Source organism: Agromyces sp. NPDC057865, assembly GCF_042796995.1.
In the GTDB taxonomy this organism is placed as follows: Bacteria; Actinomycetota; Actinomycetes; order Actinomycetales; family Microbacteriaceae; genus Agromyces.
In genome coordinates this window covers 89,274-107,440 of the sequence record NZ_JBHVMJ010000004.1, presented here as the reverse complement: position 1 = coordinate 107,440, position 18,167 = coordinate 89,274, and the positions used below count along the sequence as shown (strand labels likewise).

Annotated in this window: 16 protein-coding genes; 9 read left to right on the top strand and 7 right to left on the bottom strand. The window is 71.2% G+C overall.

Annotated elements, in window-relative coordinates:
* Positions 1-8: 8 nt before the first annotated feature.
* From ACFVN5_RS18260 to ACFVN5_RS18245, 4 genes are all read right to left on the bottom strand, one after another.
* Positions 9-800 (bottom strand): 3-oxoacyl-ACP reductase, encoded by a 792-nt coding sequence (locus ACFVN5_RS18260; RefSeq protein WP_376957029.1) that lies wholly within the window; start codon positions 798-800, stop codon positions 9-11.
* Between the two features lie 26 nt (positions 801-826).
* Positions 827-2,182, bottom strand: coding sequence for an aldehyde dehydrogenase family protein (locus tag ACFVN5_RS18255; protein WP_376957027.1), 1,356 nt, complete (start codon positions 2,180-2,182; stop codon positions 827-829).
* On the bottom strand, positions 2,179-2,907 hold the full coding sequence (locus ACFVN5_RS18250) for a gamma-glutamyl-gamma-aminobutyrate hydrolase family protein (RefSeq protein ID WP_376957261.1): 729 nt from the start codon (positions 2,905-2,907) through the stop codon (positions 2,179-2,181). The genes ACFVN5_RS18255 and ACFVN5_RS18250 overlap by 4 nt, the downstream gene beginning before the upstream one ends.
* A 76-nt stretch (positions 2,908-2,983) precedes the next feature.
* Positions 2,984-4,351, bottom strand: a complete 1,368-nt coding sequence (locus ACFVN5_RS18245) for a glutamine synthetase family protein (RefSeq protein ID WP_376957025.1) — start codon at positions 4,349-4,351, stop codon at positions 2,984-2,986.
* 239 nt (positions 4,352-4,590) lie between these two features.
* Here ACFVN5_RS18245 and ACFVN5_RS18240 point away from each other — a divergent pair, with 239 nt between their 5' ends.
* Together ACFVN5_RS18240 and ACFVN5_RS18235 are read left to right on the top strand one after the other, a co-directional pair.
* Positions 4,591-6,189 (top strand): amino acid permease, encoded by a 1,599-nt coding sequence (locus ACFVN5_RS18240; protein WP_376957023.1) that lies wholly within the window; start codon positions 4,591-4,593, stop codon positions 6,187-6,189.
* 212 nt (positions 6,190-6,401) lie between these two features.
* Positions 6,402-7,916: an aspartate ammonia-lyase gene (locus ACFVN5_RS18235; protein ID WP_376957022.1), complete on the top strand. Its 1,515-nt coding sequence runs from the start codon at positions 6,402-6,404 to the stop codon at positions 7,914-7,916.
* Between the two features lie 9 nt (positions 7,917-7,925).
* On the opposite strand, the gene ACFVN5_RS18230 is transcribed toward ACFVN5_RS18235, so the two are convergent.
* From ACFVN5_RS18230 to ACFVN5_RS18220, 3 genes are all read right to left on the bottom strand, one after another.
* Positions 7,926-8,801, bottom strand: coding sequence for a fumarylacetoacetate hydrolase family protein (locus ACFVN5_RS18230; RefSeq protein WP_376957020.1), 876 nt, complete (start codon positions 8,799-8,801; stop codon positions 7,926-7,928).
* Positions 8,802-8,911: 110 nt separating this feature from the next.
* On the bottom strand, positions 8,912-9,670 hold the full coding sequence (locus ACFVN5_RS18225; protein WP_376957018.1) for an SDR family NAD(P)-dependent oxidoreductase: 759 nt from the start codon (positions 9,668-9,670) through the stop codon (positions 8,912-8,914).
* A gap of 52 nt (positions 9,671-9,722) precedes the next feature.
* Positions 9,723-10,574 (bottom strand): fumarylacetoacetate hydrolase family protein, encoded by an 852-nt coding sequence (locus ACFVN5_RS18220; RefSeq protein WP_376957016.1) that lies wholly within the window; start codon positions 10,572-10,574, stop codon positions 9,723-9,725.
* A gap of 144 nt (positions 10,575-10,718) precedes the next feature.
* On the opposite strand from ACFVN5_RS18220, the gene ACFVN5_RS18215 reads away from it, so the two are divergent.
* The 7 genes from ACFVN5_RS18215 (at position 10,719) to ACFVN5_RS18185 (ending at position 18,000) form a co-directional block, all read left to right on the top strand.
* Positions 10,719-12,020, top strand: coding sequence for an L-fuconate dehydratase (locus ACFVN5_RS18215; protein WP_376957014.1), 1,302 nt, complete (start codon positions 10,719-10,721; stop codon positions 12,018-12,020).
* The gene (locus tag ACFVN5_RS18210) at positions 12,017-13,006 is read left to right on the top strand and encodes an aldo/keto reductase (RefSeq protein WP_376957013.1); all 990 of its coding nucleotides are present in this window, start codon (positions 12,017-12,019) and stop codon (positions 13,004-13,006) included. Before ACFVN5_RS18215 ends, ACFVN5_RS18210 begins: the two co-directional genes overlap by 4 nt.
* Positions 13,003-13,914, top strand: coding sequence for an amidohydrolase family protein (locus ACFVN5_RS18205; RefSeq protein ID WP_376957011.1), 912 nt, complete (start codon positions 13,003-13,005; stop codon positions 13,912-13,914). The genes ACFVN5_RS18210 and ACFVN5_RS18205 overlap by 4 nt, the downstream gene beginning before the upstream one ends.
* A gap of 43 nt (positions 13,915-13,957) precedes the next feature.
* The gene (locus ACFVN5_RS18200) at positions 13,958-14,398 is read left to right on the top strand and encodes an RbsD/FucU family protein (RefSeq protein WP_376957009.1); all 441 of its coding nucleotides are present in this window, start codon (positions 13,958-13,960) and stop codon (positions 14,396-14,398) included.
* A complete protein-coding gene (locus ACFVN5_RS18195; RefSeq protein ID WP_376957007.1) occupies positions 14,395-15,921 on the top strand; it encodes a sugar ABC transporter ATP-binding protein in 1,527 nt (508 codons plus the stop codon). The genes ACFVN5_RS18200 and ACFVN5_RS18195 overlap by 4 nt, the downstream gene beginning before the upstream one ends.
* Positions 15,918-16,946, top strand: a complete 1,029-nt coding sequence (locus ACFVN5_RS18190; protein ID WP_376957005.1) for an ABC transporter permease — start codon at positions 15,918-15,920, stop codon at positions 16,944-16,946. The genes ACFVN5_RS18195 and ACFVN5_RS18190 overlap by 4 nt, the downstream gene beginning before the upstream one ends.
* A gap of 73 nt (positions 16,947-17,019) precedes the next feature.
* Positions 17,020-18,000 carry an ABC transporter substrate-binding protein gene (locus ACFVN5_RS18185; RefSeq protein WP_376957003.1) on the top strand — a complete coding sequence of 327 codons (981 nt, stop codon included), beginning with the start codon at positions 17,020-17,022 and terminating at the stop codon, positions 17,998-18,000.
* Positions 18,001-18,167: the final 167 nt, after the last annotated feature.

Below are 18,167 nucleotides of genomic sequence, written 5' to 3'. Positions count from 1 at the left end.
CTTCGAGCCTAGAGCGGCGTGACGTAGGCGGAGCTGATGCCGCCGTCGACGAGGAAGGTCGAGCCCGTGATGAACGAGGCGTCGTCGCTGGCGAGGAACGCGACCGCGGCCGCCAGCTCCTCGGGCTCGGCGAACCGGCCCACGGGGATGTGCACGAGGCGGCGCTGCGCGCGCTCGGGATCCTTCGCGAACAGCTCCTGGAGGAGGGGTGTGTTCACGGGCCCGGGGCAGAGCGCGTTCACGCGGATGCCCTGGCGGGCGAACTGCACGCCGAGCTCCCGGCTCATCGCCAGCACGCCGCCCTTCGAGGCCGTGTAGGAGATCTGCGAGGTGGCCGATCCCAGGACCGCGACGAACGAGGCCGTGTTGATGATCGACCCGCGGCCCTGCGCGACCATGTGCCGCAGCGCCGCGCGCGAGCAGAGGTAGACCGACTTCAGGTTCACGTCCTGCACCTTCTGCCACGCGGGCAGCTCGGTGATCTCGATCGAGTCGTCGTCGGGCGGTGAGATGCCCGCGTTGTTGAACGCGATGTCGACGGATCCGTAGACGCGGGCCGCCTCGTCGAAGAGGTGGTCCACCTGCTCCTGGTCGGTCACGTCGACCCGGACGAACAGGCCGCCGACGAGCTCGGCCGCGGCCGGGCCCGCCGTGGCGTCCATGTCGCCGATGACGACGGTCGCGCCCTCGGCGGCGAGGCGCTTCGCGGTGGCCAGTCCGATGCCGGATGCCCCGCCGGTGATGACGGCGACGCGTCCGGCGAGCCGCTGGGTGAGGTCGATGCGGGCCAGGTCGGTCATGGTGCTCCTGTCGTAGGGATGGCGGGTCAGTCGACGGCGAGGAAGACGTTCTTCGTCTCGGTGAAGGCGAGCGGGGCGTCGGGTCCGAGCTCGCGCCCGAGGCCCGACTGCTTGAACCCGCCGAAGGGCGTGGCGTAGCGCACCGACGAGTGCGAGTTGACGCTGAGGTTGCCCGACTCGACCGCACGGGCGACGCGGATGCCGCGGCTCAGGTCGCGCGTCCAGATCGAGCCCGAGAGGCCGTACTCGCTCGCGTTCGCGAACGTGATCGCGTCGGCCTCGTCGTCGAACGGGAACACCGACACGACCGGACCGAAGATCTCCTCGCGCGCCGCGCGCGACTCCCGCGACGGCGTGAGCACGGTCGGCGCGAACCAGAATCCCGCGCCGTCGGGTGCGCTGCCGCGGAACGCGACATCGGCGTCGTCGGGCACGAACGACCGCACGCGCTCGAGGTGCCGGCGGGCGACGAGCGGGCCCATCTCGGTCGTCTCGTCGGCTGGGTCGCCGACCTTCACGCCGTGGACGGCCGGCTCGAGCAGCTCCATGAACCGCTCGTAGACGCTGCGCTCCACGAGGATCCGGCTGCGGGCGCAGCAGTCCTGCCCGGCGTTCTCGAACACGCCGTAGGGCGCGGTCGCGGCCGCGCGCTCGAGGTCGGCGTCGGCGAAGACGATGTTCGCGCTCTTGCCGCCGAGCTCGAGGGTCACGCGCTTCACCTGCTCGGCGCACCCCGCCATGATGTGCTTGCCGACCTCGGTCGAGCCCGTGAACACGACCTTGCCCACCGTCGGGTTCGTCACGAACCGCTCGCCGACGACCGAGCCCTTGCCGGGCACGACCTGGAACAGCCCCTCGGGGAGCCCTGCCTCGAGGCCGAGCTCAGCGAGCCGCAGGCTCGTGAGCGGCGTCCACTCCGCGGGCTTCAGCACCACGGCGTTGCCCGCCGCGAGCGCCGGGGCGAAGCCCCACGAGGCGATGGTCATGGGGAAGTTCCACGGCGTGATGACGCCGACGACGCCGAGCGGCTCCAGGAACGTCACGTCGAGCCCGCCCGCGACCGGGATCTGGCGGCCGAACAGCCGCTCGGGCGCGGCCGAGTAGTACTCGAGCACGTCGCGCACGTGGCCGGCCTCCCAGCGGGCCTGCGAGATCGGATGCCCCGAGTTGCGCACCTCGATGGCGGCGAGCTCCTCCACGGCGCCGTCGACCGCCTCGGCGAAGCGCCGCAGCATCCGTGCCCGGTCGACCGGGGCGAGCGCCGCCCAGTCGCGCTGCGCGGCCGCGGCGCGCGCGATCGCAGCATCCGCCTCCTCGATGGTGGCGGACGTGACCGTGGCGACGACCTGCTCGTCGGCGGGGTTCACGATCGTGTGGCTCACGCGATGCTCCTTCTCGTGCGGTGCGTGCGGGCGGCGTCGACGAGGCCGGCGAACAGGCGTCGGTCGGCGGCGTTCTCCTCGGGGTGCCACTGCACGCCGAGGCCGAACGGCACGGACTCGAGCTCGACGGCCTCGATGACGCCGTCCTCGCTGCGCGCCGTGACGGTGAGGCCGTCGGCGACCACGTCGAGCGCCTGGTGGTGGTAGTAGTGCACGGGCAGCGTGCCGCCCTCGTCGCCGAGCACGTTCGAGAGCCGGGATCCGGGCTCGACGCTCACCTCGCCCTCGCCGAACACGGCGGCGGAGGGCTGGTAGCGCTCGCTGCCGACGACGTCGGGGAGGTGCTGCACGAGCGTGCCGCCGAGGGCGACGTTGAGCACCTGCGCGCCGCGGCAGATGCCGAGGAAGGGCAGCTCGGTGGCGATCGCCTCGGTGAGCAGCGCGTCCTCCCATTCGTCGCGGTCGGTGCGCGGCGACCCGGTGCGCGGGTGGGGCTCCTGCCCGTAGCGGGCGGGGTCGACGTCGGCGCCGCCGGCGACGATGAGGCCGTCGAGCGACGCGAGCACCGTGCGGGCGATCGCGGGGGAGACGGGCTGCGGCGGCAGCAGCACGGCGATGCCGCCGGCATCCGTCACCGCGTCGAGGTACACCTTCGGCAGGAACGAGGCCCGGAGGTCCCAGACGCCGGACTGCGCCTGCTCCAGGTAGGTGGTGACGCCGATCAACGGTGCGGATGCCGCCGGCCGCCGTGCCGGGGCATCCGCACCGTCCCCCCTCCCACTCGTCGTCGCGAAGTCGGGTTCAGAGTCGTTCGAAGCCACGCACGCGCTCCCAGTCGGTGACGGCCGCGTCGTAGGCCGCGAGCTCCACGCGCGCGTTGTTGAGGTAGTGCTCGACGACCTCGTCGCCGAACGCCTCGCGCGCCACGGCGGACGCCGCGAACAGGTCGGCGGACTCGCGCAGGGTCGCCGGCACGCGTGCGACGTCGCTCTCGTAGGCGTTGCCCACGAAGAGGTCGTCGGGCTCGAGCTCCTGCTCGATGCCGTGCAGGCCCGCGGCGATCAGGGCCGCGACGGCGAGGTACTGGTTCACGTCGCCGCCGGGCACCCGGTTCTCGACGCGCATGCCGTGCCCGTGGCCGACGACGCGCAGCGCGCACGTGCGGTTGTCGAGGCCCCACGCGATGGCGGTCGGTGCGAAGGATCCGGCGACGTAGCGCTTGTAGGAGTTCACGTTCGGCGCCGAGAAGAGCGTGAGCTCGCGCATGGCGGCGAGCTGCCCGGCCAGGAACTGCCGGAACAGCGTCGACATGCCGTGCGGGGCATCCGCGTCGCTGAAGACCGCCGAGCCGCCCTCGCCGCGCAGGCTGATGTGGATGTGGCAGCTGTTGCCCTCGCGCTCGTTGAACTTCGCCATGTACGTCAGCGACTTGCCGTGGCGGTCGGCGATCTCCTTCGCCCCGTTCTTGTAGATCGAGTGGTTGTCGCACGTCGTGAGCGCGGTGTCGTAGCGGAACGCGATCTCCTGCTGCCCGAAGTTGCACTCGCCCTTCACACCCTCGCAGTACATGCCGGCGCCGTCCATGGCGTTCCGGATGTCGCGGAGCAGCGGCTCCATGCGGGTGGAGGCGAGCAGCGCGTAGTCGATGTTGTAGTCGCTCGCGGGGGTCAGGTCGCGGTACCCCTTGCGCCAGGCCTCGCGGTAGGAGTCGTCGAACACGATGAACTCGAGCTCGGTGCCGACGTGCGCCGTGAGGCCCCGCTCGGCGAGCCGCTCGAGCTGGCGCTGCAGGATGCGGCGGGGCGACGCCTCGACGGGCGTGCCGTCGAGCCACTGCAGGTCGGCCGTCACGAGGGCCGTCGCCTCGAGCCAGGGCGCGATGCGCAGCGTCGTGAAGTCGGGGATCATCGCCATGTCGCCGTAGCCCCGCTCCCAGCTCGACATCGCGTAGCCGTCGACGGTGTTCATCTCCACGTCGACCGCGAGCAGGTAGTTGCAGCACTCGGCGCCGTGCGCGGCGACGTCCTCGAGGAAGAGCCGCGCCGAGACGCGCTTGCCGACGAGGCGGCCCTGCATGTCGGTGAAGGCGACGATGACGGTGTCGACGTGGCCGTCGGCGACCGCGTCGCGCAGTTGGTCGAGCGAGAGGTATCCGGTCGGTGCCGACATCCGTGGCTCCTCCTCGAGGCGGTGAATGGTCTGCGGTGGCGACCATTACACCACAGCCGACGGCGGCTGCGACACCGCTTGGCGCGCGTCCACTCCGGGCGGTCTGCGGATGCCGCGCCGTCACGTCCCCGAAAAAGGTCTGTACGAGCGACCATTGGGAGCCCTATAGTCGGGGCCAACGCATCGCACCCCCCTGCGCCGGCCCCTCCGGCCCGCGCGATGAGAGCAAGGGAGCCGTCATGGCGAAAGACACCTTGAGGGTCTCGGGAGTGAAGTACACGACCGCCGACTCCGGATACTTCGAGAAACGGAAGCTCACCCGCGCCGCCGGCGTGTGGGGCCTGTGGGGACTCGCCGTCGCGGCGGTCATCTCGGGCGACTTCTCCGGCTGGAACTTCGGCATCGACTTCGCCGGCTTCGGCGGCATGCTCATCGCCTTCGTGATCCTCGTGGCGATGTACTACGGCCTCATCTTCTCGATCGGGGAGATGTCGTCGGCCATGCCGCACACCGGCGGCGCGTACTCGTTCTCGCGCGCGGCGATGGGGCCGTGGGGCGGGTTCGTGACCGGCCTCGCCGAGACCATCGAGTACGTCGCGACGACCGCGGTCATCGTGTTCTTCTCGGCCTCGTACGCCGACGCCATCACGAGCGAGCTGCTCGGCTTCTCGATGCCCGGCTGGGTGTGGTGGATCATCCTCTACCTGATCTTCATCGGCATCAACGCCGCGGGCGCGAACATCTCGTTCAAGTTCGCGATCGTGGTCTCGATCATCTCCATCGCGATCCTGCTCGTGTTCAGCGCGATGGCGATCTTCTCGGGCCAGTTCTCCTGGGACAAGCTGTTCGACATCGTGCCCGACGCGGGCCAGACGGCGTTCCTGCCGCACGGCGTGCTGCCGATCCTGTTCGCGCTGCCGTTCGCGATGTGGTTCTTCCTCGGCATCGAGGAGCTGCCGCTCGCGGCGGAGGAGTCGCACGACCCCGTGCGCGACATCCCGCGAGCCGGTCTCATCGCCCGCGGCACCCTCATCGTCACGGGCCTGCTCGTGCTGTTCCTCAACACGGGCGTGGTCGGCGCCGAGGCGACGGGCGTGGCCGCCGAGCCGCTGCTCGACGGGTTCCGTGCGATCGTCGGCGACGAGCTCGCCGCGCTGCTCGCGCTGTTCGCCCTCATCGGCCTGCTCGCGTCGCTGCAGGGCATCATGTTCGCCTACGGGCGAAACATGTACTCGCTCTCGCGCGCCGGGTACTACCCGAAGTTCCTCTCGCTCACCGGCAAGCGGCAGACCCCGTGGGTCGCGCTCGTCGCGGGCGCGGTCATCGGCTTCGTCGCCCTCATCGTGCTCGACCTGCTCGCCCAGGCCGACGCCGAGGGCGCCGGTGCGGTGGCCGGCGCGATCGTGCTGAACATCGCGGTCTGGGGCGCCGTGCTCGCGTACCTGCTGCAGATGGTCGCCTTCGTGATCCTGCGGCGCAAGTACCCGAACGCAGAGCGCCCGTACCGCAGCCCGTGGGGCATCCCGGGGGCGGTCGTGGCGGCGGTGATCGCGGCGCTCATCTTCCTGGGCTTCCTGCTCAACCCGACGTTCGTGCCGGCGATCATCGCCATCGGCGTCGTGTACGCCGTGATGCTGCTCGTCTTCGCGCTGTGGGGCCGGCACCGGCTGATCCTGTCGCCCGAGGAGGAGTACGCGGTCTCGGGCGGCCTGCACGGCAACCCGCAGAAGGAGGGCTACGGCGGCTCGGTCGAGGAGGAGCTGCTCGCGGCCGACGGCGTCGACGGCACCGCTGCGGCGGTCGTGGTCGACGACGTCGACGAGCCCGACAAGGTCTGAGGCGCGGGGCGCGACGGGCGGCGGGGCGTGGGGGCGTCCCGCCGCCCTCGTGCGCGCTCCCGGGGGCCCCGGGCCGTTGCCGGCGGGGCCGCCGGGGCGATGCTGGAGCGGTAGGCTCGAAGGGTATCCAGTCGCGGAGACCCCGCGCGCGAACAGCGGGATGCCGCCGCACGAGACGGCGACCGCACGAGGCAATGGAGCCACCTGTGTCGATGACCCGACCCCAACATCTGCCCACCCGCCCGACCGCCGAGGAGGAGTACGTGGCCAGAACCGACGAACCGATCGAGACGCGAACCGAGACGGACTCGCTCGGGAGCGTCCAGGTTCCGGCCGACGCGTACTGGGGCGTGCACACCATGCGCGCGCTCGAGAACTTCCCGATCTCGAAGCGCCCGATCTCCGTCTACCCCGACCTCGTCATCGCGCTCGCGCAGGTCAAGCAGGCCGCGTCGCGTGCGAATCGCGAGGTCGGCGCGCTGTCGCCGCAGAAGGCGGCCCTGATCGACGAGGCGTGCCAGCGCATCATCGACGGCGAGCTCAACGACCAGTTCGTCGTGGGCGTCATCCAGGGCGGCGCGGGCACGTCGACGAACATGAACGCCAACGAGGTCATCGCGAACCTCGCGCTCGAGATCGCCGGGTACCCCAAGGGTCGGTACGACATCGTCCACCCGATCGACGACGTCAACCGCAGCCAGTCGACGAACGACACCTACCCGACGGCCCTGAAGCTCGCGATGACCGCGTCGCTGACGACGATGCTCTACGAGCTCGACCAGCTGCGCATCGCCTTCGGCCGCAAGGGTCGGGAGTTCGCCGACGTGCTGAAGGTCGGCCGCACGCAGCTGCAGGACGCCGTGCCGATGACGCTCGGCCAGGAGTTCCACGGCTTCGCCACGACCCTCGGCGAGGACATCGCGCGCCTGCGCGAGACCATCAAGCTGCTGAGCGAGGTCAACCTCGGCGGCACCGCCGTCGGCACCGGCATCACGGCCGACCCGGGCTACGGCGCCTCCGTCGTGCGCCACCTCAGCGAGATCACCGGCCAGTACCTCGAGACCGCGCCCGACCTCGTCGAGGCGACGAGCGACACGGGCGTGTTCATGACGTTCTCGAGCGCGCTCAAGCGCAGCGCCATCAAGCTCTCGAAGATCTGCAACGACCTGCGCCTGCTCTCGTCGGGCCCGCAGGCGGGCCTCGGCGAGATCAACCTCCCGCCGCGCCAGGCGGGCTCGAGCATCATGCCCGGCAAGGTGAACCCGGTCATCCCCGAGGCGGTCAGCCAGGTCGCCTACGCGGTCGCGGGCGCCGACGTCACGGTCACGATGGCGTCCGAGAGCGGCCAGCTGCAGCTCAACGCCTTCGAGCCGGTCATCGCGCACTCGCTGCTGCAGTCGATCACCTGGATGCGCCAGGCGTGCTGGACGCTCCGCGTCAACTGCGTCGATGGCATCACCGCCAACGTCGAGCGGCTCGACGCGATGGTCGCCTCGAGCGTCGGCGTGATCACCGCGCTCATCCCGTTCATCGGGTACCACGAGGCGTCGAAGCTCGCCAAGCAGGCGCTGGCCACCGGCCGACCGGTCGCCGACCTCGTCGTCGAGGCGGGCCTGATGACCCGCGAGGACGTCATGAAGCAGCTGCAGCCTGGGCGCCTCTCGGGCATCCGGCCGGTCACGCAGGCCATCCCGGTCGTCGACCTGATGGGCGAGGCCAGCGAGTAGCCCGTCGCCTCAGACGACGCGGCAGTGGGTCGTCAGGGAGCCGATGCCCTCGATCGACACGGTGACGGTGGAGCCGTCGCGCAGGAACACCTGGGGGTTGCGGGAGTAGCCCGCGCCCCCGGGGCTCCCGGTGGAGATGAGCGTGCCCGCGGGGATCGTCGCCGACCGCGAGAGGTAGGAGATGATCTCGGCGACGCCGCGCACCATCTCGTTCGTCGACGCGTCCTGCATGATGCGCCCGTCGAGGTTCGTGGTGAGCCAGAGGTCCTGCGGGTCGGCGATCTCGTCGGCGGTGACCACGACAGGACCCGTCGGGGTGAATCCGTCGAACGACTTGCACCGCGACCACTGCGCCTCGCTGAACTGCAGGTCGCGCGCCGTGATGTCGTTCACGACGGTGTAGCCCCAGACGTAGTCGAGCGCATCGCGCACGTGCACGCCGCGTGCCGGGCGGCCGGTGATGACGCCGAGCTCGGCCTCGTAGTCGACCTGCGTCGTGAGGTCCTCGGGCCAGGTCGTGGTCGCGCCGTGACCCGCCAGCGAGTTCGGCCAGAGCGAGAAGATCGTCATGGCCGACTCGGAGCGGAGCTTGAGCTCCGAGGCGTGCGCCGCGTAGTTCGCGCCGATGGCGATGACCTGGGCCGGACGCAGCACGGCGGACGAGTGGCGCAGTTCCGAGACGGCGGTCAGCTCCGCGCCGTTCCCGAGGGCGACGTCCACGGCCTCCCGCACCTCGGCGAGGCCCTCGCGGCCGCGTTCGATGAGGTCCTGCAGGTCGCGGGGCGCCCGCTCCATGACGTCGTCGAGGAAGAGCGCGGCCTCCGCCACCACCACCGCGAGCCGAGGGGTCGTCTGGCCTTCGGCTCTGAGGTGCGCGAATCTCACCCGTCTAGGCTATCGGCCGCGTTGCCGCCGCCGATGTGCATGGCGTACAACGAACGGATGCCGGGACGCCACGACGTCGACAACCGGGGCACGTCGGCGCGGCGCGCCCGTCAGCTCGAGGCGGGCCGGAGCCGGAGCTCCTGCATGCCGCCGTCGACCGCGAGCGCGACGCCCGTGGTCGAACCGGCCGCCGGGCTCGCGAGGTACGCGACGGCGTCGGCCACCTCGTCGGCGGCGACGAGCCGGCCGTGCGGCTGGCGGGCCTCGAGCGCGGCGCGCTCGGCCGCCGGGTCGGGTGCCGAGTCGAGGAGCCGTCCGACCCACGGGGTGTCGGCGGTGCCCGGGTTCACGGCGTTCACCCGGATCCCCTCGCGCAGGTGGTCGGCCGCCATGGCGCGGGTGAGGGCGGCCACGGCGCCCTTGCTCGCGCTGTAGAGCGCGCGCTGGGGCAGCCCCGCCGTGGCGGCGATGGAGGACGTGTTGACGATCGCGGCCGCGGGGGAGCGGCGCAGGTGGGGGATGACCGCGCGGCTCACGCGGACCATGCCGACCACGTTCACGTCGAGCACGCGGTGCCACTCGTCGTCGTCGTTCGCCTCGACCGTGCCCTGGGCGCCGATGCCCGCGTTGTTCACGAGCACGTCGATGCGGCCGAGCTCGGCGACGACGCGCTCGACGCCGGCGCGCACGCTCGCGTCGTCGGCGACGTCGACGGCGACCGCGAGGTCGGCGTGCGGCGCGGCATCCGGTCGCAGGTCGAACACGGCGACGGTGGCGCCGCCCGAGCGCAGGCGCTGGGCGATCGCGGCGCCGATGCCGGATGCCCCGCCGGTGACGATCGCGACGAGTCCGGTGAAGTCGTTCGACATCGTGGGTGACGGTCCTCTCGAAGTGGGTGCTGGATGATGCGGAGCGGGTGGGTCAGGCGGCCGCGACGACCTGCTGGCGCTGTCGCCCCAGGCCGTCGATCTCGAGCTCGACGACGTCGCCGGGGGCGAGGTAGGGGAAGCGGCCGGAGAGCGCGACGCCCTCGGGCGTGCCGGTGAGCACGAGGTCGCCCGGCTCGAGCGCGAGCACCTGGCTGAGCTCGTGCACGATCCGGTCGATGCCGAAGATGAGGTCGCTGGTGCGGGAGTCCTGGCGCGGCTCGCCGTTGACCGTGCTGGTCAGGCGCACGTCGTCGGCGTCGAGGTCGTCGGCGGTCACGAACCACGGCCCGGTGGGGCAGAAGCCCGGGGCGCTCTTGCCCTTCGACCACTGCCCGCCCGAGATCGCGAGCTGCCAGTCCCGCTCCGAGAGGTCGTTCGCCACGACGTAGCCGGCGACGTGCTCGCGCGCCTCGGCGGGCGAGGCGAGGTAGCTCGCGCGACGGCCGATCACGACGCCGAGCTCGACCTCCCAGTCGGTCTTGGTGCTGCCGCGCGGGATCGCGACATCGTCGTAGGGGCCGACGACCGTGTTGGGGGACTTCATGAACATCACCAGCCGCGTGGGCGGTTCCGAGCCCGACTCCGCCGCGTGGGCGGCGTAGTTCATGCCGATGCAGTACACCGCCGAGGGACGCGCGATGGGTGCGCCGACGCGCAGTGACCCGGCGTCCGCCAGCACGGGGAGGGCGCCCGCCTCGAGGGCGGCGCGCGTGCGGGCGATGCCGTCGGAGGCGAGGAAGGCCCCGTCCACGTCGTTCGTCACGCTGCGCAGGTCGAGGGCCACGTCGCCGTCGAGGACGACGGGGATCTCGGTGCCCACGTTGCCGAGCCGGGCGAATCTCATGGGGGTCCTCTCCATCGTGGCGTGGTCGAACATCGGAACTCTGATCCGAGCGACCGTGGAATCATGGAGATTCTTGCACAGATCTCAGATGTTGACAGCCGAGACATCCGATGTTTATGCTCAGGTCGCCCACGAAAGGACGCCATGAGCACGATCGTCAGTGTTGACACCCGGGACATCCGCTTCCCGACCTCCCTCGAACTCGACGGGTCGGACGCCATGAACCCCGACCCCGACTACTCGGCGGCGTACGTCACGATCCGCACGGACGCCTCCGACGGCCTCTCCGGCGACGCGTTCGTGTTCACGATCGGACGCGGCAACGACGTCGAGGTCGCGGCGATCGACACGCTGCGCGGCCACCTGCTCGGCCGTGACGTCGAGGAGCTCCTGGGCGACATGGGCGCGACGTCGCGGCTGCTCATGCACGACTCGCAGCTGCGCTGGCTCGGCCCCGAGAAGGGCGTCATGCACATGGCGATCGGCGCGGTCGTGAACGCCCTGTGGGACCTCCGCGCGAAGCGCGCCGGCCTCCCGCTCTGGCAGCACCTCGCGAGCCTCAGCCCCGAGGAGCTCGTCTCGCTCGTGGACTTCCGCTACCTCACCGACGCGATCACGCCCGACGAGGCGCTCGCGATCCTCCGCGCGGCGGAGCCCGGCCGGGCCGAGCGCACCGCGCGCCTGCTCGAGGTCGGATATCCCGCGTACACGACGACGCCCGGCTGGCTCGGGTACTCCGACGAGAAGCTCGAGCGGCTGTGCCGCGAGGCCGTCGCCGATGGGTTCCCGCAGATCAAGCTCAAGGTCGGCGCCGACCTCGACGACGACGTGCGTCGCCTCGGCATCGCGCGCCGGGCGGTGGGTCCCGACTTCCCGATCGCCATCGACGCGAACCAGCGCTGGGACGTGTCCGACGCGATCGCCTGGGTGAACGCCCTCGCCGAGTTCCACCCCGCCTGGATCGAGGAGCCGACGAGCCCCGACGACATCCTCGGCCACGCGGCGATCGCCCGCGGCATCCGGCCGGTGCGCGTGGCGACCGGCGAGCACGTGCAGAACCGGATCGTGTTCAAGCAGCTCCTGCAGGCCGGCGGCATGGCCGTGATGCAGATCGACGCCACGCGCGTCGGCGGCGTCAACGAGAACGTCGCGAACCTCCTGCTCGCCGCCAAGTTCGGCGTCCCCGTCTGCCCGCACGCCGGCGGTGTCGGCCTCTGCGAGGCCGTGCAGCACCTCTCGATGTTCGACTACGTCGCAGTCTCGGGCAGCATGGACGGGCGCATGATCGAATACGTCGACCACCTCCACGAGCACTTCGCCGTCCCCACCGAGGTCGTCCGCGGGCGCTACCTCGCGCCGACCGCCCCCGGCGCCTCGACCGAGATGCTGCAGGCCTCCGTCGACGCCTACACCTGGCACGGCGCGCACGCCGTGGCGCCGGCATGACCGCCCTGCATCGCGGAGCCGCGAACGACGTGACGAGCACCGAACGGCTCGGGCCGCTCGGCTTCGGGGCCGCGCCCATCGGCAACCTCTACCGCCCGGTGTCCGACGAGGACGCCTCGGCCGCCCTCGAGGCGGCGTGGGAGGGCGGCATCCGCTACTACGACACCGCGCCCCACTACGGGCTCGGCCTGTCGGAGCGACGGCTCGGCGCATTCCTCCGCGGACGGCCGCGCGACGAGGTGGTCGTCTCGACGAAGGTCGGCCGCGTGCTCGAGCCGAACCCCGACTTCGCGGGCGGCGACGACCTCGCCGACGCCTACGCGGTGCCCAACGACCTCGTGCGGCGCTTCGACCCGAGCGAGGCGGGCATCCGACGGAGCATCGAGGACTCGCTCGAACGGCTCGGCCTCGACCGCATCGACATCGCCTACCTGCACGACCCCGACGTGTACGACCTCGACCAGGGCCTCGCCGAGGGCCTGCCCGCCCTCGCGCGCCTGCGCGACGAGGGTGTCGTCGGCGCCATCGGCATCGGCACGAACGACGCGGATGCCGCGGCGCGCGCCGTGCGCGAGGGCGACCTCGACCTCGTCATGATCGCCGGCCGGTACACGCTGCTCGAGCAGCCCGCGCTCGACGACCTCCTGCCGCTGTGCGAGGCGCGCGGCGTCGGCGTGGTCGCGGCCGCGCCCTACAACTCGGGCCTGCTCGCGACCGACACGCCCGCGGACGGCGCCCGCTACGACTACGCCGAGGCGCCCGGCGATGTGCTCGAGCGCGCCCGACGGCTCGCCGAGGCGTGCCGTGCACGCGGCGTGTCGCTGCCGGTCGCCGCGCTCCGCTTCCCGTTGCGCCATCCGGCGGTGCGCACGGTCGTCGTCGGCTCCGCTCGCGCGAGCTCCGTGCGCGAGAACGCGGCGCGGCTGGCCGTCGAGGTGCCCGAGGGGCTCTGGACCGACCTGCGCGACGAGGGGCTGATCCCATGAGCGGCCGGATCGTCGACGCGCACCTGCACCTCTGGGATCGATCGCGGGGCGGGTACCCCTGGATCACGCCCGAGCTCGGTCCGCTCGACCGGGACTTCGCGCCCGAGGAGGCCGCCGCCGAGCTCCGGGCCGCGGGCGTCGACGCGGCCATCCTCGTGCAGGCCGACGACACCGCGGCCGACACCCGCTTCATGCTCGACGTCGCCGCGACGAACGACTGGGTCGTCGGCGTGGTCGGATGGGTGCCGCTCGACGACGAGCGCGCGGCCGCCTCGGCGCTCGACGCGCTCGACGGAGAGCCGCTGCTCCGCGGCATCCGCCACCTGGTGCACGACGACCCGCGCGACGACTTCCTCGACCTGCCCGACGTGCGGGCGTCGCTGCGCCGCGTGGCCGAGCACGGCCTCGTGTTCGACGTGCCCGACGCGTGGCCCCGCCACCTCGCCGCGGCCGGTCGCGTCGCGCGCGCCGTGCCCGAGCTGACGGTCGTCATCGACCACCTCGCGAAGCCGCCGGCCGGCACCGATGCACTCCCCGCGTGGAAGGCCGAGCTGCGGGCCGTCGCGGCCCTGCCGAACACCATGGCGAAGTTCTCGGGCCTGCACCTGCCGGGCGTGTCGTTCGACGAGGCGACCGTGGGCGCGCTGCTCGACCTCGCGCTCGACGCGTTCGGCGCCGAGCGGCTCGTCTACGGCGGCGACTGGCCCATGTCGGTGCCGCACGGCGGGTACCAGCCGACCTGGCAGGTCATGCGCGCGTGCCTCGACCGCCTCGCGCCCGACGAGCGCGACGCGGTGCTCGGGGGCAACGCCGAACGCGTCTATCTCGACCCAGAGATCAGATCGATCGTCCCAGAATCTGGCCTATCACCCCGAATCATCGACGAATCCGCACGAAACATCGGATGAGTAGTACACTCATCCCCGTCCATCTCAAGGAAGAGAGGCCCAGGTGCTGACCGGCATCCACCCGATCCTCGCCGGCGAGCTGCTCGCCGCGCTCGATCGGCTCGGGCACGGCGACGAACTCGTCGTCGCCGACGCCAACTTCCCCGCCCACCGCATGGGCGCCCAGGTCGTCGAGACCCCGGGCCTCCCGTCGCCCGAGGTGGTCGAGGCGATCCGCACGGTCGTCCCGCTCGACGGATACGAGGGCGCATCCGTGCTCCTCATGGCCGCCGAGGGCGGCGAGCGGCTGGCGGTGCAGCACGAGCTGGTCGAGGCCGCGAGCGCGCCGGCCGACCGCGTCGCGGAGCTCGAGCGCTTCGCCTTCTACGAGCGCGCCGCCGCCGCGCGGCTCGTCGTCCGCACGGGGGAGCTGCGCCCGTACGGCAACCTCCTGCTCCGCAAGGGCGTCGTGAACGCCTACGTCGCGACGGGAGCCGCGCGATGAGCGCGGTCGACGGCGTGCCGCTCCTCGAGCTCGAGGGCGTGAGCAAGGGATTCCCGGGCGTGCAGGCCCTCGACGACGTGCGGCTCGACCTGCGGCACGGCGAGGTGCTCGCCCTCGTGGGCGAGAACGGCGCCGGCAAGTCGACGCTCATGAAGCTCCTCGCGGGCATCTACACCCCCGACGCGGGCGTGTTCCGGATGAACGGGCACGAGCTCGTCATCGACGGGCCCCGTCACGCGCAGGAGCAGGGCATCAGCATCATCCACCAGGAGTTCAACCTGATGCCCGACCTCACGGTCGCGCAGAACATCTTCATCGGCCGCGAGCACCGCAGCGGTGGGCTCTTCCTCGACGACCGGGCCCTCAACCGGCGCGCGCAGGACCTGTTCGACCGCCTCGGCCTCGCGCTCGACCCGGCGGAGCCCGTCGAGCAGCTCACCGTCGCACGGCAGCAGATGGTCGAGATCGCCAAGGCGCTCTCGTTCGACGCGAAGGTGCTCATCATGGACGAGCCGACGGCCGCGCTGAACGACGCCGAGGTCGACGTGCTGTTCGAGCTCATCGGCCGGTTCCGCTCGCCCGAGACCGGCGTCATCTACATCTCGCACCGCATGGAGGAGCTCTCGCGCATCTCCGACCGCATCACCGTGCTGCGCGACGGGCGCTACATCGACACGCTCGAGACCGCCGCCACCGACCAGCGCGAGGTCATCTCGCTCATGGTCGGCCGCGAGCTGCGCGGCGAGCAGCGCCCGGCCGGCGGCCGCGTCGAGGGGGAGCCCGTGCTCTCCGTACGCGGGCTGTCGACGAAGCGGCTGTTGCGCGACGTGAGCTTCGACGTGCACGCGGGGGAGATCCTCGGCTTCGCCGGGCTCATGGGCGCCGGCCGCACCGAGGTGGCGCGCGCCATCGTGGGCGCCGACCGCCGCGACGCGGGCGCGGTCTCCGTGCGCGGCCGCGAGGTCAACATCCAGAACCCGGCGGATGCCGCGCGCCTCGGCATCGGCTACCTCTCCGAGGACCGCAAGCAGCTCGGCGTCCTCCTCGAGCGCAGCGTGCGCGAGAACATCGTGCTCGCGTCGCTCCGCGACTACGTGGGCGCCCTCGGATTCGTCAGGAGCGGCCGCATCGAGGCGACCGGCCGGGAGTACGTGCGGAAGCTCCGCATCAAGACCCCGTCGACCGCGCAGCTCGTGCGCAACCTCTCGGGCGGCAACCAGCAGAAGGTCGTCATCGCCAAGTGGCTCGCGAAGGACTGCGACGTCCTCATCTTCGACGAGCCGACGCGCGGCATCGACGTGGGCGCCAAGGAGGAGATCTACATCCTGCTGCGCGAGCTCGCCGATCAGGGCAAGGCGATCGTCATGATCTCCTCCGAGCTGCCCGAGGTGCTCCGCCTCGCCGACCGCATCGCCGTCATGGCCGAGGGACGGCTCACCGCCGTCCTCGACAACGCCGACGCCACCCAGGAGAACGTCATGGACTACGCCACCCGCTTCAGCGCCGAAGGGACCATCGCATGAGCCCCACCACCACCCCGACGACCGAGACGCCCTCGACGTCGGCCTATGCCGCGGTCGAGGCCGGCACACCCCGGTTCGCGCGGCTGCGCGGCTCGCTGCAGCAGCTGCTCGCAGCGGCGAGCCTCATCGTCATCGTCGTGTTCTTCTCGTTCGCGAGCTCGCACTTCTTCACCGCGAACAACCTCATCTCGATCCTGACCGCGGCGACCGTCACGGGCATCCTCGCGCTCGGCACGACGTTCGTCATCATCACGGGCGGCATCGACCTGTCGATCGGCACGGGCATGGTGCTCTGCGGCGTCATGGCCGGCGTGTTCCTCACGTACTGGGGCTGGCCGCTCTGGGCGGGCGTGATCGCGACGATCCTGTTCGGTGCGCTCATCGGACTGGTCAACGGCGTGAACATCTCGATCTTCGGCATCCCGCCGTTCATCGCGACGCTCGGCATGATGCTCATCGCCGCGGGCCTGTCGCTGGTCATCTCGGGCACGAAGCCGATCTACTTCAACGACACCCCCGAGTTCCAGCAGATCATGAACCTGTCGATCATCCCGGGGCTGCGCTTCCCGCTCGGCGTCGTGATCTTCATCGTCATGATCGTCGTGGCCGCGCTGCTCCTGTCGAAGACGATCGTGGGCCGATACGCCTTCTCGATCGGCTCGAACGAGGCCGCGACCGAGCTGTCGGGCGTGAACGTGCGCCGCTGGAAGATCATCATCTACACGATGGCCGGCCTCTTCGTCGGCCTGGCCGGCGTGCTCTCGGCGTCCCGCCTCTCGTCGGCGCAGCCGACGGGCGGCATGGGCCTCGAGCTCGAGGCGATCGCCGCCGTCGTCATCGGCGGCACCTCGCTGCAAGGCGGCAAGGGCTCCATCGTCGGCACCGTCATCGGCGCCCTCATCATGGCCGTGCTCACCAACGGCCTCCGCATCATCTCGGTCCCGCAGGAATGGCAGTCCGTCGCGGTCGGCATCGTGATCCTGATCGCCGTCTACCTCGACATGCTTCGCCGCCGGCGGGCCTGAGACCACCGGGACCCCACCCCGGATCATCCGCAACACAGCACCAACACCGAACCACCGACACAAGGGAGTGACCATGTTCAAGAAGCGCACGATCGGGGCCGTCGTCGGCCTCGCGGCTGCGGCGCTCGTCCTCGCCGGCTGCGCGAGCGACGGGGGCGGCTCCGCGGCCGCCGACGGCGAGAAGCCGTACGTCGCCCTCATCTCGAAGGGATTCCAGCACCAGTTCTGGCAGGCCGTGAAGGCGGGCGCGGAGCAGGCCGCCGAGGAGTTCGACGTCGAGATCACCTTCGAGGGCCCCGACACCGAGGCCGACGTCGACCAGCAGATCCAGATGCTGCAGACCGCCCTCGACAAGAGCCCGGCGGCGATCGGCTTCGCCGCGCTCGACAGCCAGGCGGCCGGCCCGCTGCTGCAGCAGGCGAAGGACCAGAGCATTCCGGTCATCGCCTTCGACTCCGGCGTCGACAGCGACATCCCGCTGACGACCGCCGCGACCGACAACCTCGCCGCGGCCGCCGAGGCGGCCGAGCACATGGCGGAGGCCGTCGGCCACGAGGGCAAGGTCGCGCTCGTCGTGCACGACCAGACGTCCGTGACCGGCCAGCAGCGCCGCGACGGCTTCGTCGACTACATGGAGGAGAACGAGCCGAACATCGAGATCGTCGACATCCAGTACGGCGGCGGCGACCAGGCCAAGTCGGCCGACCTCGCCAAGGCGATCATCGCGGCGAACCCCGACCTCAAGGGCATCTACGGCTCGAACGAGGGGTCGGCGATCGGCGTCGTGCAGGCGGTCAAGGAGCTCGGCATCGACCCGACGCAGCTCGTCGTCGTCGGCTTCGACTCGGGCAAGGCGCAGATGGACGCGATCCGCGACGGGCTCATGCTCGGTGCGATCACGCAGAACCCGGTCGGCATCGGCTACGAGACGGTGAAGGCCGCCGTCGAGGCGATCGACGGCAAGGAGCTGCCGAAGACGATCGACACCGGCTTCTACTGGTACGACGTGTCGAACATCGACGACGACGAGATCCAGGCCGTCCTCTACGAGTGAGCGAGCAGAGGCGGGGTGTCCAAGGCACCCCGCCTCTTCCATGTCCAGTCCCATGTCGAGCGATGGAGGATTCCTCCCCTGATCCCGCGCAGCGGCTCGGATGCCCCGCTGTCGTGATGCACCACTCACACCGCGCGCTGCGGTGACGCATCCAACCAGTTGGGAAC